18 protein-coding genes are annotated in these 23,229 nt (G+C 35.1%); 16 read left to right on the forward strand and 2 right to left on the reverse strand.

The window, feature by feature from the left end; all coding sequences use genetic code 11:
- The first annotated feature begins 181 nt into the window (after window positions 1-181).
- The 3 genes from RT228_RS02590 to RT228_RS02600 all read left to right on the forward strand — a co-directional run bounded on the left by RT228_RS02590 (window position 182) and on the right by RT228_RS02600 (window position 5,682).
- On the forward strand, window positions 182-3,280 hold the full coding sequence (locus tag RT228_RS02590) for a SusC/RagA family TonB-linked outer membrane protein (RefSeq protein WP_058699140.1): 3,099 nt from the start codon (window positions 182-184) through the stop codon (window positions 3,278-3,280).
- 14 nt (window positions 3,281-3,294) lie between these two features.
- Window positions 3,295-4,821 carry a RagB/SusD family nutrient uptake outer membrane protein gene (locus tag RT228_RS02595; protein WP_006262251.1) on the forward strand — a complete coding sequence of 509 codons (1,527 nt, stop codon included), beginning with the start codon at window positions 3,295-3,297 and terminating at the stop codon, window positions 4,819-4,821.
- Between the two features lie 204 nt (window positions 4,822-5,025).
- A complete protein-coding gene (locus RT228_RS02600; protein ID WP_058699139.1) occupies window positions 5,026-5,682 on the forward strand; it encodes a response regulator transcription factor in 657 nt (218 codons plus the stop codon).
- A 42-nt stretch (window positions 5,683-5,724) separates the two neighbouring features.
- Here RT228_RS02600 and yihA read toward each other — a convergent pair whose 3' ends face one another.
- Together yihA and RT228_RS02610 are read right to left on the reverse strand one after the other, a co-directional pair.
- Entirely contained in the window at window positions 5,725-6,345 is a 621-nt protein-coding gene (gene yihA / locus RT228_RS02605) for a ribosome biogenesis GTP-binding protein YihA/YsxC (RefSeq protein ID WP_058699138.1), read from the reverse strand.
- Between the two features lies 1 nt (window position 6,346).
- Complete coding sequence (locus RT228_RS02610; RefSeq protein WP_006259693.1) at window positions 6,347-7,114, reverse strand: alpha/beta fold hydrolase; 768 nt, start codon at window positions 7,112-7,114, stop codon at window positions 6,347-6,349.
- A 354-nt stretch (window positions 7,115-7,468) separates the two neighbouring features.
- On the opposite strand from RT228_RS02610, the gene mraZ reads away from it, so the two are divergent.
- Genes mraZ through ftsZ form a run of 13 tightly spaced genes read left to right on the forward strand, consistent with a single transcriptional unit; the run spans window position 7,469 to window position 23,170 of the window.
- A complete protein-coding gene (gene mraZ / locus RT228_RS02615; RefSeq protein WP_006259692.1) occupies window positions 7,469-7,924 on the forward strand; it encodes a division/cell wall cluster transcriptional repressor MraZ in 456 nt (151 codons plus the stop codon).
- Complete coding sequence (gene rsmH / locus RT228_RS02620; RefSeq protein WP_006259691.1) at window positions 7,917-8,828, forward strand: 16S rRNA (cytosine(1402)-N(4))-methyltransferase RsmH; 912 nt, start codon at window positions 7,917-7,919, stop codon at window positions 8,826-8,828. Before mraZ ends, rsmH begins: the two co-directional genes overlap by 8 nt.
- Window positions 8,825-9,184, forward strand: coding sequence for an FtsL-like putative cell division protein (locus RT228_RS02625; protein ID WP_006259690.1), 360 nt, complete (start codon window positions 8,825-8,827; stop codon window positions 9,182-9,184). Before rsmH ends, RT228_RS02625 begins: the two co-directional genes overlap by 4 nt.
- Window positions 9,175-11,178 carry a penicillin-binding protein gene (locus RT228_RS02630; protein ID WP_006259689.1) on the forward strand — a complete coding sequence of 668 codons (2,004 nt, stop codon included), beginning with the start codon at window positions 9,175-9,177 and terminating at the stop codon, window positions 11,176-11,178. Before RT228_RS02625 ends, RT228_RS02630 begins: the two co-directional genes overlap by 10 nt.
- A complete protein-coding gene (locus RT228_RS02635; protein ID WP_006259688.1) occupies window positions 11,175-12,632 on the forward strand; it encodes a UDP-N-acetylmuramoyl-L-alanyl-D-glutamate--2,6-diaminopimelate ligase in 1,458 nt (485 codons plus the stop codon). The genes RT228_RS02630 and RT228_RS02635 overlap by 4 nt, the downstream gene beginning before the upstream one ends.
- A 19-nt stretch (window positions 12,633-12,651) precedes the next feature.
- Window positions 12,652-13,863 carry a phospho-N-acetylmuramoyl-pentapeptide-transferase gene (gene mraY, locus RT228_RS02640; protein WP_006259687.1) on the forward strand — a complete coding sequence of 404 codons (1,212 nt, stop codon included), beginning with the start codon at window positions 12,652-12,654 and terminating at the stop codon, window positions 13,861-13,863.
- Window position 13,864: 1 nt separating this feature from the next.
- Window positions 13,865-15,196: a UDP-N-acetylmuramoyl-L-alanine--D-glutamate ligase gene (murD, locus tag RT228_RS02645; protein WP_313138386.1), complete on the forward strand. Its 1,332-nt coding sequence runs from the start codon at window positions 13,865-13,867 to the stop codon at window positions 15,194-15,196.
- Between the two features lie 6 nt (window positions 15,197-15,202).
- Window positions 15,203-16,441 carry an FtsW/RodA/SpoVE family cell cycle protein gene (locus RT228_RS02650; RefSeq protein WP_006259685.1) on the forward strand — a complete coding sequence of 413 codons (1,239 nt, stop codon included), beginning with the start codon at window positions 15,203-15,205 and terminating at the stop codon, window positions 16,439-16,441.
- A 22-nt stretch (window positions 16,442-16,463) separates the two neighbouring features.
- Complete coding sequence (gene murG, locus RT228_RS02655; RefSeq protein ID WP_313138387.1) at window positions 16,464-17,558, forward strand: undecaprenyldiphospho-muramoylpentapeptide beta-N-acetylglucosaminyltransferase; 1,095 nt, start codon at window positions 16,464-16,466, stop codon at window positions 17,556-17,558.
- Between the two features lie 2 nt (window positions 17,559-17,560).
- Window positions 17,561-18,904, forward strand: coding sequence for a UDP-N-acetylmuramate--L-alanine ligase (gene murC / locus RT228_RS02660; protein WP_313138388.1), 1,344 nt, complete (start codon window positions 17,561-17,563; stop codon window positions 18,902-18,904).
- 17 nt (window positions 18,905-18,921) lie between these two features.
- On the forward strand, window positions 18,922-19,659 hold the full coding sequence (locus RT228_RS02665) for a cell division protein FtsQ/DivIB (RefSeq protein WP_006259682.1): 738 nt from the start codon (window positions 18,922-18,924) through the stop codon (window positions 19,657-19,659).
- Window positions 19,660-19,668: 9 nt separating this feature from the next.
- Window positions 19,669-21,096 carry a cell division protein FtsA gene (gene ftsA, locus RT228_RS02670; protein WP_006259681.1) on the forward strand — a complete coding sequence of 476 codons (1,428 nt, stop codon included), beginning with the start codon at window positions 19,669-19,671 and terminating at the stop codon, window positions 21,094-21,096.
- A gap of 13 nt (window positions 21,097-21,109) precedes the next feature.
- A complete protein-coding gene (gene ftsZ / locus RT228_RS02675; RefSeq protein ID WP_016650328.1) occupies window positions 21,110-23,170 on the forward strand; it encodes a cell division protein FtsZ in 2,061 nt (686 codons plus the stop codon).
- The last annotated feature ends 59 nt before the right edge of the window (window positions 23,171-23,229 follow it).

A 23,229-nucleotide genomic window follows, 5' to 3' on the forward strand; every position in this document is an offset into this window, starting at 1 on the left:
GTATTTTTAGATTTACTGATTTCTTTTCTTCTAGCGCATCTTCTATGATGTGCATGTGTTGCTGCCTATAGTTTATTCTTTTTAGGTCAGCTAATGGTGGCTGTACCGATACTACATTTCAATATTTCTAGACATAATGAATCAGTCTTTCAAAGATAGTTCATTTTAAACTAATTGTTTTATGCAAAAAATTTACGCAATCTTATTTGTGTTTGTTAGTGTTTTAAACTTACAGGCGCAAGAAAAACTTGTGACAGGATCTGTTACAGATATAAGTGGAGCCTTACCAGGTGTGAGTGTTCTGATTCAGGGAAGTGATGAAGGAACAATGACAGACTTAGATGGTAATTACTCTATAAAAGTTAATAATGGACAGGTATTAGTCTTTTCATTTATAGGATATACCACAAAGAATATTACATATAAAGGACAGGAAGTTCTGAATGTAAAACTTGCAGACGAAGCGAGTGAACTAGGAGAAGTATTAATTACAGTGCCTTATGGTACTGCTAATAAGAAGACGTATACTGGGTCAGTAGGTTTAGTGCAAGCTAAAGATATAGAGAAGGCACAAGTAAGTGATGTGTCTAAAGCATTAGAAGGTACTGTAGCGGGTCTTCAGTCTTTCTCGGCTAGTGGACAGCCAGGGTCTAATGCGACAATTAGAATCCGTGGTATTGGGTCTATGAATGCAGATAGTGATCCTTTATTTGTAGTTGATGGTGTGCCTTTTGAAGGAGGTTTAAATTCTATTTCTCCTACAGATATCGAATCTATATCGGTGTTAAAAGATGCTACTGCAGCAACGTTATATGGATCTCGTGCAGCTAATGGGGTAATAATGATTACAACTAAGCAAGGTGGTAAAGAAACAAAACCCCAGATAGAAATCAGTGCAAAGCATGGTTTTTCTGATAGAGCACGTAGTGATTATAAACAATTAAGTACTAATCAGTACATGGAATTGCAGTGGGAAGCATTAAGAAATGGGCAGATGGATGCTGCAAAAATGAATGCTACCGAAGCAGCTGCTTATGCGACAAATAACTTGATTGGTTCGGTGGGGATTAATCCTTACGGAACAGGTAACCCATTTCCTGTAGGTACAGACGGTAAGTTATTGCCAGGGTTAAAGCCTTTGTGGAATGACGATTGGAATGATGCATTAAGTCAGAATGCGAGATTTACAGATATTAATTTACGTGTAAGTGGAGGAGGTAAGAATACTCGATACTACGTTTCTGGAGGGTATTTAAACGATCAAGGATACGTGTTAGAATCAGGTTTTAAACGCTTTAATATGCGTTCTAATATCGTGATAGATGCTAAGGATTGGTTAGAAATAGGGATGAATGTTTCTGCGTCTCATTCTATACAAGACTATCCGAAACAGGATGATAGTGCGATTAATAATGTAATTGGTTTTGCGAGAGGGTTACCTTCTTTTTATCCTATTTATCAACGTGATTTAGCTACAGGAGAATATCTAAGAGATGCAAATACTGGAGGACTGATATATGACTATGGGAACTATAGAACTACATCTTATAGAAATTACAACTTAGTAGAAACTCTTCCATTGGATAAGAGTGAAATAAAAAGAGATGTAGCGAGTATTAGAACATACGGACAGGTTAAGTTTTTGGATAACTTAAAATTAAAGACATCTTTAAGTGTTGATTACAATAGTATGTATGACCATAGTGTGTCAAACCCTGATAAAGGAGCTTCTGCTAATTATGGAGGAAGTATTAGCCGTAGAAATACAAGAACAATTAATATGACGTTTAATAATGTTTTAAACTACAATATTGATTTAGATGATAAGAACGCTTTAGCTGTAATGGCAGGACAAGAGTATTATCAGTATGATTCTAACTATTTTGGAGGTGCAAGAGAACAGATTGCGATGATGGGATTCGAGGAGCCTGATGCTGCTTCTAGATTGATAGATTTTTATGGAAAGGCTGATAAATATAGTATGTTGAGTTTCTTCGGGAGTGTAAACTATTCTTATGATAAGAAATATTATTTATCTGGATCTTATAGAGCAGACGGATCGTCTCGTTTTAAATCATCTAATAAATGGGGAGGTTTCTGGTCATTCGGTGCTTCATGGAGAATTATAGATGAAGACTTTATGAGTGAGTATAGAGATACTTGGTTAAACAACTTATTATTAAAAGCAAGTTATGGTGCACAAGGAAATGATAAGGTAGGGTATTATGCTTATCAAGGGTTGTATGCTATACGTAATAACTTAGGAGAATCTGGATTAGTTAGCTCTAGAATGGATACACCTAACTTATCGTGGGAAACGAACTTAAACTTAAATATTGGATTAGATTTTGGATTGTTTGATAATCGTCTGACTGGTACAGTAGAGTACTTCGAAAGAAGATCAAAAGATTTATTATTTAATCAACAGTTAGCTCCATCTATTGGATTTGCTAACAAAGATGTAAATATTGGAGGAATTAAAAACTATGGATGGGAATTTACTTTAGATGGTATTCCTATTCAAACAGAAGATTGGAGATGGCGTGTAGGATTAAACTTGACTACATATAAAAATAAAATTACTTCATTACCTAGTTCTGAAATCAATAAAGGGAACCAGATATGGAAAGTAGGAGGATCTATTTATGATTTCTATTTGCCTGAGTGGGCTGGTGTAAATCCAGAGAATGGTAATGCACAATGGTATATTCAGAATGAGGATGGTAGTCGTACAGTGACTGAGAACTACAGCAGTGTAAGTGGAAATAAAAATAAAGTATACAAAGGAACTTCGTTACCTGATGTATCTGGAGGTTTCTCAACAGAGTTGTCTTATAAGTCATGGCAATTATCTGCTAACTTTACTTATAATATAGGAGGTAAGATTTATAATGGGGATAAGGTAGGAATGTATAGACATGCAGGTAATGGTAGTACATGGAGTGCGGATATGATGGGAAGATGGACGCCAGAGAATCCTAATACTGATATCGCTAGATTAACAACTAATCCTGCTAATAGCTGGACGAATACTTCAGATCGTTTCTTGGTAGATCGTTCATACTTAAAATTAAAGAATCTTACGTTAGCTTATAACGTTCCACAAGAGTGGTTAAGAAAAATTAATTTATCATCTGCTTCTATTTATTTCCAAGCAGAGAATTTATTTACATGGACAAAAGAACAAGGTTTTGATCCAGAGCAAACATTCAACGGGACTACTTATTATAGATACCCAGCGATGAAGACATTGTCTTTAGGATTAAATATTAAATTATAAAGAATTAAGAAATCATGAGAAAAACAATTTTTAAATATATAGCGTTTAGTGTTCTATTTTCTATTGGAATGACTTCTTGTTCTTTAGATACTGAACCTACAGATGCAGTGGTGAATGAGAATGTTTTTACTACAGTAGAAGGTAATGACAAGGTATTGATCGGTACATGGGCTAACTTAATGGATTCATATAGTACTTATGCTAATCCAGGATATGGAGCGTTTTTAAGAACAAACGACGCTATGGGGAATGATGTAGTGGTGAATAATATGTATGGATTTAGTAGTCATTATGCTTTCACAGCTCTTTATAATCGTGGAGGGACAAATTCGTTTAGTTGGAATCTTACGTATAAAACGATTGATAATGCTAATAACGTAATTGATAAAGTATTTGCTTCAGAAGGTACTGTAAATGAAAAACAGCGTGTACGTGGTCAAGCATTAGCGTTGAGAGGATTTATGTACTTACACTTAGCTTCTAGTTATGCATTAGCTATAGACGTAAATCCTAATGCTGTAGTAGGGCCTATTTATTTGACTGCAACTACACCTAGTACAGTACCTGCATCAGCAGCTACTGTGACAGAAGTGTATAAACAAGCCATTTCGGATTTAGAAGAAGCGTTGTCTTTGATACCTGATACTTATAAGAGAAATCTTAAGTATAAATTTGATAAGACTGTAGTACAAGGATTATTGGCACGTGCTTATTTGTATACTCAGAATTGGGAGAAAGCTAATTTTTATGCAGAGGCAGTGTTGAGCAAGTATGGTCAATTGATGTCAGAAGATGATTATAAGAGTGGTTTTAACGACTCTAGTAATGTAGAGTGGATATGGGGACATCAACAGACATCTGAACAAAGTGGGGCTTCTTATCAGTTTAACTATTTAGATGTAACATCAAAAGAGAGTTATTATTTCAGTTTTAATGCTGACCCTTACTTTAAAGAGTTATTTGATGAAGGGGATTATAGAAAAAGTATGATTTACTGGGCTCCAGATCCTTCTAATACTTCTCCGAAAACGAGAGATGTAGCTTATATGAGATATGCTAAATTTAAGTTTAAAGCTGGTCGTATAGCAGATATTGTATTAATGCGTTCGTCAGAGATGTATCTAATAAGTGCAGAAGCAAAAGCTAGATTAGGACGTGCTGATGCTATTAATGCCTTGAATGTTTTAAAAACAGCAAGAGGTGCTAAGGAAGTGAGTGGATTAAGTGGACAAGCTCTTCTTGATGAAATCTGGATAGAGAGAAGAAAAGAATTGTTTGGTGAAGGATTTTCACGAGTGGATATTGTGCGTAACAAGTTGGCTGTAGAAAGAAAGTTATATCCTCAAGATAAGTTGGTTCCTTATACTTATGAAGTAATGGATAGCCAAGGTAAGATAAGCCAGATAACGGTAGATTTATTACCACAAGGACATAGAATCATTAGTTTTTCTGACAAGTCTTCTTTTGTTCCTAATAGTGTGAATTACTTATTTAGAATTCCAGAGGTAGAGGAGATCGAAAATGGAAACCTTTATAAATAAGGGAAAAAATAAAAAGAATTAGTTAGCGTTTATTCATATAAAAGGTTGCTCTTAATATTATAATTAAGAGTAACCTTTTTTGTTATAAGACTATTTAGTGTTGTGTTAATACTAGAAAAAGTTATGTATTTTTGTAGTAGAATATTAATAAGATACTTTATTCTAGCAATAGAGGAGTGGAAGAGTTAACTTAAGGAGATAAGGATGTTAAATATAGGGATAGTAGAGAGTCAAGAAATCACGCGTTACGCTTTACAAGGGCTTATTAGAGAGGTTTGCTCAGGAGAGGTAAGTATTGTTGAGATTGATGATTTGATGGGCTTAAAGAGTTATCTTCTAAAGAACCCTAGTGCAGTCATTATTGTAGATCCTTTTAGTAGATGTCTAGAGAAGCAAACGGAGTTATTGCTACTGCTGCGAGAGCAAAGTGAGAAGTCACAATGGTTGTTGTTTTTTAGTGAGTTAAATGAGCAATGGTTAAAACAGTTTTTGTCTAATCGCATTTCTGCTTTTAATATTGTCTTCCAAAATGATAAGCTAGAACATATCAAGGAGGGTATCTATAAGACTATTTCTAAGGAGACCTATCTCGCACCTTGGATAATGAAGAAGCTGGAAGAACATCAGGATAGTATTCTGAAAGTGGAACAGGTGCTTACTAATGCTGAGCGTGAGATACTAAAAGAAATAGCATCTGGAAAAATGACTAAGGAGATAGCTGCAGACCGCAATATTAGTGCTCATACAGTGATAACACATCGCAAGAATATATTTAAGAAACTAGGTGTTAGCAATGTGTATGATGCAACACGATATGCTATTAGGGCAGGTATTATTACAGTAAATGAGTATTATATCTAATGATAGAAATAAAAAAAACTGCTATTAAGCAGTTTTTTTGTTTTATATAAAGTTTTGATTTTTAAACATCTCAACGTTTATTTCTTCGATATAGTTTAAGACTTCGTCTCTACCAGTTTTGTCTTCTGATGAGGTAACAAAGCACGGAGGCATTTCTTCCCAGTTATCAGATAACATTTTCTTTCTGTAGTCGGCTATTAGTCCAGCTACTTTTTGTTTACCTACTTTATCAGCTTTAGTAAAGATGATAGAGAAAGGAACTTCTGTCTCTCCTAGATACTGCATGAATTCTAAGTCAATCTTCTGAGCCTCATGTCTGATATCTACTAATACAAAGGCACTTACTAATTGTTGTCTATTCTCGAAGTAATCTGTGATGAACTTCTGGAATACAGCTTTAGTCTTTTTAGATACTTTTGCATACCCATAACCTGGTAAGTCTACTAAATACCAATTAGAATTAATTTTAAAGTGGTTGATTAGTTGTGTCTTTCCTGGTCTAGAAGAGGTTTTGGCTAAGTATTTTTGATTAGTAAGCATATTGATCAGAGAAGACTTACCTACATTAGATCTACCGATGAATGCGTATTCAGGGATAGGTTCATTAGGACACTTCTTAGCGTCAGAGTTACTAACAACAAATTCAGCTGTATTTATTTTCATTTTACTTGATATTTCTTTTGATAAACCACGCGTTTAGTAATTCGTTGAATTGATCTGGGTGTTCCATCATAGCAGCATGTCCACACTCATCGATCCAATACAGGTCAGAGTCAGGTAGTAGTTCATTGAACTCTACAGCTACTTCAGGAGGGGTTACTTTATCATTCTTTCCCCAGATTAAACACGTAGGTACTTTTATTTTAGGTAAATCTTTAGACATATTGTGTCGTATCGCACTTTTGGCGATAGTAATAGTCTTGATTACTTTCATTCGATCATTAACTGTAGCAAAGACTTCGTCTACGATTTCTTTAGTAGCTATTTCTGGGTGATAAAATACATCTTCAGCTTTCTTCTTGATATATTCATAGTCCCCACGTTTAGGGTAACTGTCTCCCATAGCACTTTCGTATAAGCCAGAGCTTCCTGTTAATACCATCGCTTGAAGATATTCAGGATACATTTTTGAAAAGTACAAAGCGATATGTCCTCCTAGAGAATTTCCTAGCAAGATCACTTTTTTATAACCTCTTCTATCTATAAAATCTTTTACAAATTTTGCGAAAGCCTTTACATTCGTTTTTAAAATACTGTTCGTGTAAAGTGGAAGTTCTGGAAGAACTACTTTGTAACCTTCATTTGGGAAAAAATTTGTAACACCATCAAAATTGCTCAGACCTCCCATTAATCCGTGTAAGATAACAATTGGTGTACCTTCGCCAATTTCTATAAAACGGAATTTACCATCTTCTTTTAAAGTTCGCTCCATGTAGTTTCTAAATGCGATTTTTAAATTCCCACAAATATACGTTTTTAAATATGAGAAAAATTCTAAAAGGAGTAATAATTTATTGTAAAAGTGTGAATTTGTCCATTTCAGCGCTTCTGGCCTTGTTGTAAATGCTAATTTATGGATGTTGATAAAAGCATTTTTATAGTCAAATGCGAGGGTTCGAATTGTGATTTGTATTTTAAAATTAAGGGCTATTAGTCAGCTGATTACCCTATTTACTTGAATTATTTAGTTTAACACTCAAAACTTATCAACAAAGTGGGAAAAAGTGGTAAATTGTGGTAAAAAATTGACTACATTTGCTAAGATTATATTTATAGGTGTACATAGATGGCAATAATCGGAACATATGAATGCAAAATAGACGCCAAAGGAAGGGTGCTAGTACCTGCTTCTCTAAAGAAGCAGTTGCCTGGTATTGGTGATGGTTTTGTATTAAAACGTTCTGTTTTTGAGAGCTGTTTAGAGTTATGGCCGATGGCGGAATGGGATAAAATGATGAGCAAAATAGGAAAGTTGAATCCTTTTGATAAAAAGAATGATGCTTTTATTCGTCGTTTTATGGCCGGTGTAAAGAATGTTGAAATAGATGATGCAGGACGTCTTTTGATAGCGAAAGACTTAATCGACTTTGCACAAATAAGCAAGGATCTTGTTTTTTCGTCTAAAGTGAATATAATGGAAATTTGGGATAAGAAATTGTATGAGGCAACGCTAGAGGTAGATGATTTTGATTTCGGAGAGTTGGCTCAGGATGTAATGAGTAATATAAGTTTTGATGAGTAAAGAAGAATACGGTTATCACAGACCTGTTTTGTTGACAGAGAGTATTGATGGATTAATTACTGATCCGAATGGTGTCTATGTAGATGTGACATTCGGAGGAGGAGGGCACTCTAGAGAGATACTTAACCGTCTAGGAAGTGAAGGAAAGTTGTTTGCATTTGATCAAGATGAGGATGCATTAGCTAATGCGATAGATGACCCAAGGTTTACTTTGATTAATCAAAACTTTAGATACCTGAAACGTTATTTGCGTTTTCATGGAGTGAAGGAGGTAGATGGAGTGTTAGGAGATTTAGGAGTGTCATCACATCAGTTCGACGTGCCAGAGAGAGGATTCTCGACTAGATTCGATGGTGAGCTAGATATGAGAATGAATCAGTCTGGAGATATCTCTGCTTTTAACGTGGTGAATGAGTATGAAGAAGCAGACCTTAGAAATATGTTTTATATGTATGGGGAATTAAAAAATGCCGGAGCAATTGCAAATACAATTGTCAAAGCTAGAACAGATGCCCCAATCAAGAATACAGATGAATTAAAAGAGGTGTTGGCTAGATTCTTACCTGCACATAAGAGTGCTAGAATTTTGGCTCAGATATATCAAGCGATTCGAATAGAAGTGAATCAGGAAATGGATGTATTGAAAGAAATGTTGACGCAAAGTCAAGAGGTCTTGAAGCCGAAAGGGAGATTGAGCATTATCTCTTACCATTCATTAGAAGATCGTTTAGTGAAACGATTTATGAAAAACGGAATGTTCGAAGGAGAACCTGAAAAAGACTTCTTTGGAAGATTTGAAGTTCCGATGAAACAGCTAGGGAAGTTAATCTTGCCTACTGATGAAGAAATTGCAGTAAATAATAGAGCTCGCTCTGCGAAATTGAGAATTGCCGAGAAAAAATGAAAAATAAAATAAGTAGCCCAGGAGATATTATCAAAGCGAAGATTCTTGTTAATGAGAATTCAGCTAAGACTTGGGCATTTATTATTTATGTAATCATTTTAAGTTTATTGTTAATTGGTAATACTCAGTCGTATGAGGCGAAAGTATTTAAAATAGCAAAACTAACTCATGAAGTGAAGATGTTGCGTGCAGAGTTTGTTGATACACGATCAGAGTTAATGGAACTGAAGATGGAATCTACCATCACTAAGAACTTAGAAGAAGATGGGATATTCCCTTCAGAGACACCAGCGACGAAGATTAAAGTAACTAGAGAAGTAGAAAAAGAAAGTTTTTGGGATAAGTTATGGCGCTAAATAATAAGAATATTTATGTGAATATATACCTTATCTCTGCTTTGGTTTTGCTCTTTGCAGGGGGGATTGTCTATCGATTAGTACAGATCCAAGGGATAGAAGGAAAAGAGCTAAGAGCTAAGGCTCAAGATAAAACTAGAGTAAAGATAGAAGAGATTCCTGCGAATAGAGGGAATGTGTATTCGTCAGATGGAAGTCTATTAGCGACTTCTGTACCGGTCTTTGAAATTCGTTTTGATGGTTTGGCACCTAGTGAGAAGGATTTTTATGAGAATGTGAAGCCATTATCTGATTCTTTAGGAGTGATGTTTAAGAAACCTTCTAGCTATTATGAGAATTTGCTTAGAAAGGCCAGAAAGAATGGAAACAGATATGTATTCATAGCTAAAGATCTTAGTTATACACAATATGTAAGAGTTAAAAGCTTTCCTCTTTTAAAAAGAGGCCCTTATAAAGGAGGGCTTATATCTCTGCAAAAAACAATTAGGCAACATCCTATTGGTAAGATTGCACAACGAACAATCGGGTATGAAAGAAAGAATGAGGATAATTCTTTCACTCGAGTGGGAATAGAAGGAGCATTTACATCTTATTTAAGTGGAGTAGATGGTCGTAGAAAGATGCAAAGTCTTGGAAAGGATCAATGGAAGCCTATTAATGATGAAAATGAGATAGAGCCTATCGATGGGCAAGATATCGTATCTACCATTGATGTCTATATACAAGATATCGCTCACCATGCACTACTAAAACAATTAGAGTATTATAGTGCAGATCATGGGTGTGTGGTGGTAATGGAAGTTGGAACTGGTGCTATTAAGGCTATTTCTAATTTAGGACGATCTGAAAGTGGTAATTATTATGAAACGATTAATTATGCTGTAGGAGAGAAACACGAGCCTGGTTCTACGTTTAAGCTAGCATCATTATTAGCTCTTTTAGAAAAAGGTAAAAGTGATACTGCTAGGATATACGATACGAATGATGGTGTTGTGAAATTCTATAATGCTAGAGTTCGTGATTCTAAATGGGGAGGATATGGTAAGATATCGTTAGCTAGAGGAATAGAGGTGTCTTCAAACACTGTAATAACACAAGCAGTGAATGAAGGATTTAAAGATAAGCCTAGTGAGTTTACTAATTATCTATCTACTCTAGGTATGGATAAGGCATTAGATATACCTATTAAAGGAGCTAGTGTACCTTATATACCGAAACCTGGTAAAAAAGGGTGGAGTGGATTAGCGCTGCCTTGGATGGCTTTTGGGTATGGTATTTCAATAACACCTTTACATACATTGACATTGTATAATGCAGTAGCAAATAATGGAGTAATGGTGAAACCAATGTTTGTCTCAGAAGTAAAAGAGTTTAATAAAACAGTGGTGAAGTTTGAACCAGAGGTTTTAAACCCTCAGATTGCTTCTCCAGAGGTTATTAAACAGGTACAAGGAGTACTGACTAATGTAGTTGTAAAAGGTACAGGTAGAAAAGTAGGTTCTCCTAATTTCTCAATGGCGGGTAAAACGGGAACTGCTCAGGTAAATTATGGAAAAGGAAAAGGAAAGGATATGTATTATTCTTCTTCTTTTGCTGGTTATTTCCCGACAGAGAATCCGAAATATTCATGTATAGTAATTATACATAAACCAGATAGAACGAAGAGTTATTATGGTGCGGATGTGTCTGGACCAGTATTTAAACGTATAGCACAGAAGATATATACGGATGTGCCTACAACAACAAGTTTGAGCAATATAGATGAAGTACCATCTAATGTGAGAACGAGTTACCAAGATTATCATGAAATAGTAATGGATAATCTTGAAGTTATGCCTGATGTGAGAGGAATGTATGCAATGGATGCAGTACCTCTTTTAGAAAATCTAGGCTTAAAAGTAGAAATAAAAGGAATAGGAAAAATAAAGAAACAGTCTGTAATAGCTGGACAAAAAATAAGTAGAAATCAAAAAGTAGTATTAGAACTATCGTGAAAAAGTTAAACGAATTATTATACAAAGCAAAAATGATATCTGTTACAGGAGGTGATTTAGAACTTTCTATAGCAAAGATTGCATTTGATTCACGTGAAGTTTCAAAAGAGACTCTATTTGTAGCTATACCTGGTACTGTAGTAGATGGTCATGATTATATCACACAAGCAATCAAAGATGGTGCTAGTGCTGTTATTTGTGAGAAACTACCAGTTGATATTGCGCAAGGAGTAACTTATATTTTAGTAGAAGATAGTAATAAGGCATTAGCCATCGTTGCTAGTAATTTTTATGACAATCCTTCTTCTAAATTAAAATTAGTAGGAGTAACAGGTACCAATGGTAAAACGACTATTGCTACTCTACTCTATACATTGTTTAAGAATTTAGGATACGAGGCAGGTCTATTGTCTACTGTAGTTATAAAAGTAGGAGATATAGATTATAATGCTACTCATACTACGCCAGATTCTCTTACGATCAATCATTATTTAAATGAGATGGTAGAGGCTGGATGTGAATACTGTTTTATGGAAGTTAGCTCGCATGGTATTGTTCAGATGCGTACACATAGTCTAGAGTTTGATGGAGGAATATTTACTAACCTAACACACGATCATCTAGATTATCACAAAACATTTGCTGAATATAGAAATGCGAAGAAAGCCTTTTTTGATCAGTTGCCTAAAGGTTCTTTTGCAATAACGAATGTAGATGATAAAAATGGGTTGATTATGACCCAAAATACAGATGCAACTATCAAGACTTATGGTCTTAAGAATGTAGCTGATTATAAAGCAGAAGTATTAGAAAGTCAGTTCTCAGGAATGCTGATGAAGATTAATCAGCGAGAGATTTGGGTTCAACTAATAGGACTCTTCAATGCTTCTAATCTATTGGCTGTTTATGCAGCAGCTATTCAATTAGGAGTGAATGAAGATGAGGCTTTGTTAGAAGTAAGTAAGTTAACTAGTGTAGCAGGAAGGTTCCAATACGTAGTATCTTCTAAGAAGGTTACTGCTATAGTAGATTACGCTCACACACCTGACGCATTAAAAAATGTAGTAGAAACAATTAACTCTATTCGTACTTATAATGAGAAGCTGATCACAGTAGTAGGATGTGGAGGTAATAGAGATAAAACAAAAAGACCAGAGATGGCACAGATAGCCTCAGAACTGAGTAATAAAGTAATATTCACTTCAGATAACCCACGATTCGAAGACCCTGTTGTAATCTTAGAAGAAATGGAAAAAGGAGTGGAGCCTCAGAATACGATGAAGACGATAATAGTGGTAGATCGTAAGCAAGCTATCAAATTAGCTTGTCAGCAGGCAGAAGCTGGGGATATTATTTTAATCGCTGGTAAGGGACATGAGACTTATCAGGAGATTAAAGGGGTAAGAAATCATTTTAATGATTTAGAGATTGTAACTGAATTTTTAGAACAATAGAATAAGGGAGATTTAAGGTATGTTATATTATTTATTTGAGTACTTAGATGATTATTTCAAAATTCCTGGGGCGGGGATGTTTCAATACATCACTTTCCGATCAGGTATGGCTATGATATTCTCATTGCTGATTTCGATCATCTACGGTAAGAGAATTATCAAATATCTACGAAAAATGCAGATTGGTGAGACTGTGCGTGAGCTTGGATTAGAAGGGCAGAAGGAAAAAGCAGGTACACCAACTATGGGAGGGCTAATCATTATTGTAGCAACCCTTATACCAGTTCTATTGTTTGCAAAACTTGACAATACATACGTTTTATTGCTTTTATTAACGACAGTATGGATGGGAACTATCGGATTCTTAGATGATTATTTAAAGATGAAGAAAAAAGATAAAGAAGGACTAAAAGGACGATTTAAAGTAATAGGACAGGTAGGACTAGGATTAATCGTAGGAGCAGTGCTTTATTTTAGCCCTACTGTGACAGTCAGAGAAATGCCTGCGAATAGAGCGTTAGTAGAAGATGTAGCTAGTAGATATGATGTGAAATCAACAGCAACGACTATTCCTTTTCTAAAAGATAATGAATTTGATTATTCGATTTTAATCAGTTGGTTAGGAGAAGGTGCAGAGAAATATACTTGGTTGATCTTTATTCCTATTGTGATATTTATTGTGACAGCTGTCTCTAATGGAGCTAACCTAACAGATGGTATCGATGGATTGGCTGCCGGTACATCAGCAATCTCAACATTTGTGTTGGGAATTTTTGCGTTTATTTCGGGGAACGTTGTGTTATCAGCCTATTTGAATGTAATGTACATACCCCATTCAGGTGAGATGACTATTTATATAGCCTCCTTTATGGGTGCATTGATAGGGTTCTTATGGTATAATACTTATCCTGCTCAGGTATTTATGGGGGATACGGGTAGTTTAACTATCGGAGGTATTATAGCAGTATTAGCTATAGCTGTACGAAAAGAATTAATCATTCCAGTATTATGTGGAATATTTTTAGCAGAGAACTTATCAGTAGTATTACAGGTAGGTTACTTTAAATATACAAAAAAGAAATATGGAGAAGGAAGAAGGATATTTTTAATGTCACCACTTCATCACCATTTCCAAAAGAAAGGATATCACGAGAGTAAGATTGTAACTCGTTTTTGGATTATCGGAATATTGTTAGGAATATTCTGTATTGTTTCTTTAAAAATTAGATAGTATGAAGGTAGTTGTATTAGGAGCAGGAGAAAGTGGAGTAGGTACAGCTGTACTAGCTATGACCAAAGGGTATGATGTATTCGTTTCAGATTTTGGACAGATTGAAGATAAGTACAAGGCTGTTCTTAATGAGTTCAATGTACGCTGGGAAGAAGGAAGACATACAGAAACAGAAATATTGAGTGGTGATATAATAGTTAAAAGTCCTGGGATACCAGATAAAGTAGCTATTATTCAAAAAGCATTAGCAGCGGATATTGATGTTATTTCGGAGATAGAGTTTGCTTATACTTTTAATACAGAGCCATCTGTCGCTATAACAGGTAGTAATGGAAAAACAACAACGACGATGCTTACTTACCATCTATTGAGTAAGGGAGGATTGAACGTTGGTATAGGAGGAAATATAGGTGATAGCTACGCTAAGCAGGTAGCTGTGAATCCTGAAAAGTGTTATGTGTTAGAATTGAGCAGTTTTCAATTAGATGGCATACGCAAGTTTAGACCTCATATCGCTGTTATTACTAATATTAGCCCAGATCACTTAGATCGATATGATTATAAATATGAAAATTATATCAATGCTAAGTTTAGAATTACATTGAATCAAACCAAAGAGGATTATTTAATCTATGATGATGATGATGTGGAGATTCAACGTTGGTTAACTAATAATAAAACTGCCGCTAAAAGAGTACCATTTTCTATTACTAAAAAGTTAGAATATGGAGCTTATTTAGAAGGGCAAAATATTGTAGTGGCTATGGACAAGGAAACAGTGGTATTACCAATTAGCGAATTGGGTGTTGAAGGAAAGCACAATGTTAAGAATGCTATGGCAGCTACGGCTGTGGCACAATTAAAAAGAATAAGAAAGCAAAGTATTAGAGAGAGCTTATCCGATTTTCAAGGAGCTGAACATCGTTTAGAAAAGGTAATGAAAGTAGAGAATGTTCAGTATATAAATGACTCTAAAGCAACTAATATCAACGCTACCTTTTTTGCATTAGAAAGTATGAAGACACCAACAGTATGGATTGTTGGAGGAGTAGATAAAGGAAATGATTATGATGAGTTAATGCCTTTAGTTCGCGAGAAAGTAAAGAGTATTATTTGTCTAGGTGTTGATAATAGTAAGATAAAAGGAGCTTATGAACAGGTAGTGGACACATTGATCGAGGTTCAGAGTATGGAGGATGCTGTGAAGATGGCACAACGCTTAGCTGAGAGTGGTGATACAGTATTACTGTCACCAGCCTGTGCAAGTTTTGATTTATTTAAAAATTACGAAGATAGAGGACATCAGTTTAAAGCTGAAGTAAATAATCTATAAGATAAAATGAAAAAGTTAGTTGCTAATTTATATGGGGATAAACATATATGGACAGTAATATTTTTACTGGCCTTATTTTCGTTTGTACCTGTATATAGTGCGAGTACTAACTTAGTTTATACGATAGGTACAGGGAAGTCTACATTCTCTTATTTGTTTAAGCATTTTGCTCACTTATCTATTGGTTTTGTGTTATTGTATTTAGCACATAAACTAGAGTATAGATATTTTAGGCAATTGTCCATTCTTATGATGCCAGTAGCCATTGTGTTACTGTTCTTTACTTTGATTCAAGGTAAGACCATAGGAGGAGCAAATGCGAGTAGGTGGTTAGACTTAGGCGTTATTCAGATACAACCATCTGCGATAGCAGCTGTAGTTGTACTAGGGTATGTAGCGCAGTATCTGGTCAGTATTCAAGATAAGAAAGTTGAGTTTTGGCCTTCAGTATTAGAGTTATGGTTGCCTGTTATGGTTGTAGTTGGATTAATCTTTCCAGCTAACTTTTCTACAGCAGCTTTGATCTTCTTGATGGTTGGTATATTGGTATTTGTGGGGAAGTATCCTTTTAAATATCTAGCAGCTATTTTTGGAGCAGGAATGTTGTTTGTGACCTTGTTTGTATTGGCAGCAAAAGCTTTACCTGAAGGAACGATGCCTAACCGTGTAGATACATGGATAAGTCGTATAGATAGATTCGCTAATGCAGATGAAGGAGGAAAGGATCTTTATCAAGTTGACAACGCTAAGATAGCTATCGCATCTGGTGGATTAGTGGGAAAAGGGCCTGGGAAAAGTGTTCAGAAGAACTTTTTACCACAGTCTTCATCGGATTTTATTTATGCTATTATTGTTGAAGAATATGGTATGGTGGGTGGACTATCGATACTGTTTCTTTATCTGTATTTGTTCTTTAGGTTTTTGATTGCAGCACATAAGGCTCCGACTTTATTTGGGAAGTTGTTGGTTACTGGGTTAGGGTTTTATTTTATATTCCAAGCCTTGATCAATATGGGAGTAGCTGTGTCGTTACTGCCTACGACAGGACAAACGTTACCTCTGATTAGTAGTGGAGGAACATCGATCTGGATGACTTGTATTTCGTTAGGAGTGATTCTAAGTGTTACCAAAAAAGAACAGGAGATACAGAAACAAGAGATGGAAAGAATGATAGAGGAAGAGCGTATGCAAGAAGAGCTAGGTAAACAAGAAGAGCTTAGGCAAAATCAAGAATTAGTAAAATAGAATATAGGAAATAATATAATAAATGAAACGTGCACCGAGAGTCATATTAAGTGGAGGAGGAACAGGAGGACATATCTATCCTGCGATAGCTATTGCCAATGAGATTAAGGCAAGGTATGCAGATGCTGAAATCTTGTTCGTAGGAGCTGAGAATAAAATGGAGATGCAGAAGGTGCCGCAGGCAGGTTATAAGATAGAAGGATTATGGATATCAGGTATTCAACGAAAGTTGACTGTAGATAATCTTGCGTTTCCGTTTAAACTGATTAGTAGTTTATGGAAGTCTGGTAAAATAATTAAAAAGTTTAAACCAGATGTAGTAATTGGTACTGGAGGTTTTGCTAGTGGAGCTGTAGTGAAAGTTGCTGCTGGTAAGAATATACCGACATTAATCCAAGAGCAGAATTCCTTTCCAGGTATAACGAATAAGTTATTAGGAAAGAAGGCAAATAAGGTATGTGTGGCGTATGATCATCTAGAAAGATTCTTTCCTGCGTCAAAGATTATAAAGACAGGTAACCCTGTTAGAAATGATTTATTAGATGTTAGTTCTATGAAGGAGGAAGGTATTCGTTCTTTTGGATTAGATAGTTCTAAAGACATTCTTTTAGTTTTAGGAGGAAGTCTTGGAGCTAGGAGAATAAATCAATTGATTGAAGAGAATTTAGAAGAAATAAAGAGAAAGAATATACAAGTTATATGGCAATGTGGTAAGTTGTACTATGAGGAGTATAAGAAATATCAGGCAGAAGGGGTATTAGTAACTGCTTTTGTGGAGAAGATGAACTTAGCCTATGCAGCAGCAGACTATGTGATTTCTAGAGCAGGAGCTTCTTCTATTTCTGAATTAGCATTGGTAGGTAAGCCTGTTATATTTATTCCTTCTCCTAATGTAGCTGAAGATCATCAGACTAAAAATGCGATGAGTATTGTAAGCGAAGAAGGAGCAATATTGCTAAAAGAAGCAGAGCTAGCAGAGCAGTTCTTGCCAACATTTACTGCGTTAGTAGAAGATAAAGAGTTGCAAAATAAGTTAGGTACTAACTTTAGAAGGTTAGCGTTACCTAATGCAACAAAAGATATAGTAGATCAAGTAGAAGCTATAATGAATATTTAAGTATGGAATTAAGTAAGATAAAGAGCGTATTTTTTATAGGAATCGGAGGCATAGGTATGAGTGCCTTAGCTCGTTATTTTAAATTTATAGGAAAGAATGTTGCAGGATATGATCGCACTGCAACACAATTAACTGATGAATTAAAAAAAGCTGGAATTGATATCCACTTTGAAGATAATTTAGAGTTAGTAAAGGATGTGTATAAGGATAAGGAAACAACTTTAGTTGTAGTCACTCCTGCGATACCTAGTACACATACAGAGTGGAACTATTTTATCGATAATGGATTTGATATTCGTAAGCGTTCTGAAGTATTAGGGTTGATAACTAAGGATACCTATTGTTTTGCAGTAGCAGGAACACATGGTAAGACTACAACAACAAGTATTTTAGGACATTTATTATTTCAAGCAGGTGTTGATGTAACAGCATTTGTTGGTGGAGTAGTAGAGAATTATCAGACTAACTTAATCGGAAGTGGTAAAACAGTAACAGTAGTAGAGGCAGATGAGTTTGATCGTTCTTTTTTAAGATTGTATCCTGATACAGCTTGTATTACTTCTACTGAGGCGGATCACTTAGATATATTTGGTACTGCAGAAGAAATGTTAGTAGCATTCCAAGACTTTGCAAATAAGGTTGAGGATAAGACTAAATTCTTTAAAACTGAACAAGTAGACTTAAATGGTATTAAAGTTGGTTTTGGAGAGGACTGTATTTATAGAATAGAGAACATATCTATTGATAATGGATGGTATGTTTTTGATATTATAACTCCTAATGAGAGCATTGAAGGTGTTCGCTTTGGATTACCAGGTAGACATAACCTATCTAATGCATTAGTAGCCTTCGCTATGGCTTATAATTACGGAATAGATGCAAATGTATTAGTAGATGGTTTAGGAAGCTTTAAAGGTGTTAGAAGAAGGTTTTCTTATAAGATCAGAAGAGATGATCTTATTTATATAGATGATTACGCTCATCACCCGACAGAAATACAAGCAGTAAGTCAGGCGGTACATGAGTTATATAGTGATAAGAAGATAGTAGCTGTGTTCCAACCTCATTTGTATAGTCGTACAAGAGACTTTATGAGTGAGTTTGCTATAGCATTATCTACCTTCGATCATGTAGTGTTATTAGATATTTATCCAGCAAGAGAGTTGCCTATAGAAGGAGTGACGTCAGCAGCATTGTTAGATCAAATGACATCAGTGGATAAAGTGGTCTTGCAAAAAGAGGAGTTATTACCTTATTTAAAGGCTTCTAAGGCTGAATTAGTTTTGACTATAGGAGCTGGTGATTTAGGAGAAATGGTAGAAGATATAAAGAAAGGATTAGAATAATATAGAAGTTTTAGTACGTGGAAAAGTTGTTTAAGAAAATAAAGTGGTCAGATGTTCGCATATTGCTATTGTGTGGACTGTTACTGTTTTTGTATTCTTTTACTAATAAACGTAGTAATGATCGTGAAGTTAAGGATATCGATGTGGTTTTTAAGGAAAGTGAAGAACACTTTGTAACAAGTAGTGAAATTCGCAATTTGCTTAAAAATAAATTTCCAAAAATTTCCGAGATTAATAGAAGTGTTTTAGATTTGAATAATCTAGAGAAAAACGTGCTAAAAAATGAATTAATCAGAAATGCGGATGTTTATTTGACGATAGATAATAAAATAATCGTTGATATTTGGCAAAAAAAAGCAATCGGAAGAGTGATAGATGGGGATAATAATTATTATCTTGATGAGTTAGGGAAAATGATGCCATTATCAAGTAATTTTTCTGATAGAGTTCCTATGGTGCAGGGAAAGGTGAACAAGAGTAATGAAAGAGATATTAAGGAAATACTTGAATTAATCAACAAGGACGAATTCTTAAGAGAAGACATTACAGGGATTGTTATAGAACCAAAAGGAACTTTAATGTTGATTAGTCGTACAAACCGTTTTGACATTTTGTTTGGAGGGTTTGATGAAATGGAAATAAAGTTACAAAACTATAAAGCCTTTGTACAGTATTTGATAAGAGAGAATGTTGAACAAGAGAAATACAAGTATATAAACCTCAAGTTTACCCAACAAGTGGTATGCACGAAATAGAAAAAGAGTATGGAAAAAGAAAATATAGCTGTAGGTTTAGACATTGGGACAACTAAGATTGTCGCAATGATTGGAAAGAAAAACGAATACGGTAAACTAGAAATTTTAGGATTAGGTAAAGCTAAAAGTCTAGGTGTTAAACGAGGTGTTGTTAACAATATCACGCAGACTATTCAGTCTATTCAGAATGCTGTTACTGATGCTGAGTCAGCAGCAGGGTATAAGATCAAGAATGTAGTAGTAGGTATTGCTGGACAACATATACGTAGTATTCAACATAGTGATTATATAAGTAGAGATAATCCTGATGAAGTAATAGGAGACAAGGACATTGAGCAATTAATTACTCAAGTTCAGAAGTTGAGTATGCTTCCAGGAGAAGAAATTATACACGTACTTCCACAAGAGTTCAAAATAGATGGAGAGCCTGGTATTAAGGAACCTATCGGAATGTATGGAAGTCGTTTGGAAGCTGTATTCCATGTAGTAGTAGGTCAAGCCGCATTAATAAAGAATGCAGGGAGATGTATTAAAGATGCAGGATTAGAGCTTTCAGGTATTACTTTAGAGCCTTTAGCATCAGCTGAAGCAGTTCTAAGTCAAGAAGAAAAAGAAGCTGGGGTAGCACTTATCGATATCGGTGGTGGTACAACGGACTTAGCTATCTTTAAAGACGGTATTATTCGTCATACAGCTGTAGTGCCTTTCGGAGGAAATGTTATTACAGAAGATATTAAAGAAGGATGTTCTATTATAGAACGTCAAGCTGAGATACTAAAAGTAAAGTTTGGGTCTGCTTGGCCAGGAGAAAATAAAGATAATGAGATTGTTTCTATTCCAGGATTAAGAGGAAAAGAACCAAAGGAAATATCTTTAAAGAACTTGTCTAAGATTATTCATGCTCGAGTAGAAGAGATCATACAATTGGTATTCTCTGAAATTAAGAGTTATGGATATGAAAGCCCACAGAAGAAACTGATTGCTGGTATTGTTTTAACTGGAGGTGGTTCTGAATTAAAACATATTAAGCAATTAGTAGAATATATCACTGGTATAGATACTCGTATAGGATATCCTAATGAGCACTTAGCAGGAGATTCTAATTTAGAGATATCTAGTCCATTATACGCTACTGCGGTAGGGTTAGTAATGGAAAGTGAAAGACATCATATAAAAGGAGCTGTTTCATTAGCAGATATTGCTGTTGAGAATAGAGTTCCAGAAGTGGAGGCGCCTGTTGTTAATCGCGCAGAGCCTGTGGTGCAACAACCAGTTGTATCACAAGATCCAATAGAAACAGTAAGTCAAGAAAGACCTAAAGTTTCTGAAGAACCGAAAGAGACTGAATTTAGATCGCCAACGGCAGAAAAATTTGAATCAAATTTCTTTGGTACTTTTTTTAGAAAAATAAAAGATTTTATTGAAAAGCAAGAATAAAAAGGCTACGTATATGGAGAATACAGATTTTGGAGGAATAAAGTTTGATTTACCGAAAAACCAATCAAACGTTATCAAAGTAATAGGTGTAGGAGGCGGTGGAAGTAATGCTATTAATCACATGTTCCAACAAGGAATTAAAGGTGTAGATTTTATAGTGTGTAATACTGACTCTCAAGCATTAGAAAATAGTCCAGTTCCAACTAAAATTCAGTTAGGAGTTAACCTTACGGAAGGGTTAGGAGCAGGAGCTAATCCAGAAGTGGGCCAACAGTCTGCTTTAGAAAGTATAGAAGAGATAGAGAAGATGTTAGATACCAACACTAAGATGGTATTTATCACTGCTGGTATGGGGGGTGGTACTGGTACAGGTGCTGCTCCAGTTATTGCTCAGTTATCTAAAGAACGTGATATCCTTACAGTAGGTATTGTTACTATTCCTTTCCAATTCGAAGGTAAGGTAAGACAAGACCAAGCTTTAAAAGGGGTTGAACGTCTACGTAAACAAGTTGACTCTTTAGTTGTTATCAATAATAATAAGTTACGAGAGGTATATGGTAATTTAGGTTTCAAAGCTGGTTTCTCCAAAGCCGACGAAGTCTTATCTACTGCAGCTCGTGGTATCGCAGAAGTTATTACGCATCACTATACTCAGAATATTGACTTAAAGGATGCTAAGACTGTATTATCTGATAGTGGTACTGCTATAATGGGATCTGCTACAGCTTCTGGTGAAACTAGAGCTAAAGATGCTATTGTAGATGCATTAGATTCTCCTCTATTAAATGATAATAAGATTAGCGGTGCTAAGAATGTATTGTTATTAATTGTGTCTGGTGCAAATGAGATTACAATTGATGAGATAGGTGAAATCAACGACCACATCCAGACAGAAGCTGGGCATAATGCTAACATCATTATGGGGGTTGGTGAAGATGAGTCTTTAGGAGATGCTATTTCTGTAACAATTATTGCTACAGGTTTCAATATCGAACAACAAAAAAGTATTGTTACAACAGGTGAGCCTAATAAGATTATTCACGTATTAGAAGGTGATCAGAAGTTAGAGCATAATTTAATGCAAGCTTCATCTGTAGAGTCTTTCGGCTACTCTTCTCCAGATGAGCCATTATCTAAGGTTACTACTATTATTTCTTCTTCAGAAGATGCAGTAGAAGAAACAGAAAAAATTACTGTACATCAGTTAGGTGATTTTGAAGATGAAGATCTTGATGAAGGTATCTCTGTAGAGGCAATGAATGAGGAAGACGTTCAAGTAAATCAAGTGACAGCAGAAGCTACTGAGAAAGCAAGTGATGCTAATGGATTAGATGTTTTTTTTGAAATCGTAACGCCTTCTGAGGAAGTAAAAAAAAATACTAGTATTTCAGAAGAGCAAAATTTAGCAAAAACAAAAGATATAAGAGATATAAATGTTGTTGATCCTGAGTTTGTTATTGTAAATGTAGCAAAAAGACCAGAAACACAAGTGTCTCAACAACCACAAGCAAATGCTCCTGTCGTGTATCATTTAGAGGATGATGTGGTAGAAGCAAAAAGCAATATTGCTTATGGTAATGAAGCTAAATCAGTTCAAAATATGGCTGCTCCTAAAGAAGAAATTATCATGTTCTCTTTAGAAGATTATACAGATAAAGAAAGTGAGTTAGCATCAGCAAAACCGATTAATAAACATCAAGATGCAATAGAAGATGAATTTAGATTTTCTATTAAATCAGAGGAACCAACTCCAGCTGTAGTAGAAGCATCTAATGCAGTAGTAGAAGAGGAACTAGATGAAGTAAACCCTATAGAAATGAGTATCGAGGAGTTTACACTTAAGAGTCGTGCTGCTGAACGCAGAAAAAAGATGAAAGAGTTTAACTACAAGTTTAATAATACGAACAGTCAGTTAACAGAGTTAGAGCGTGAGCCAGCTTATAAAAGAAGTGGAGTAGACTTACACGAGTCAGACGAGACAACTAATAAGTCACGTATTACTTTCGGGTTAGATAGTAATAACGATGGGCAGTTAAGATCTAACAACTCATATTTACACGATAATGTAGATTAATTACAAGTATATTATTTAAAAGGACTATCGAAAGATAGTCCTTTTATTTTTCGCCATAT

Origin of the sequence: Myroides sp. (genome assembly GCF_032073645.1) — a bacterium.
Classification (GTDB): domain Bacteria; phylum Bacteroidota; class Bacteroidia; order Flavobacteriales; family Flavobacteriaceae; genus Flavobacterium; species Flavobacterium odoratimimum.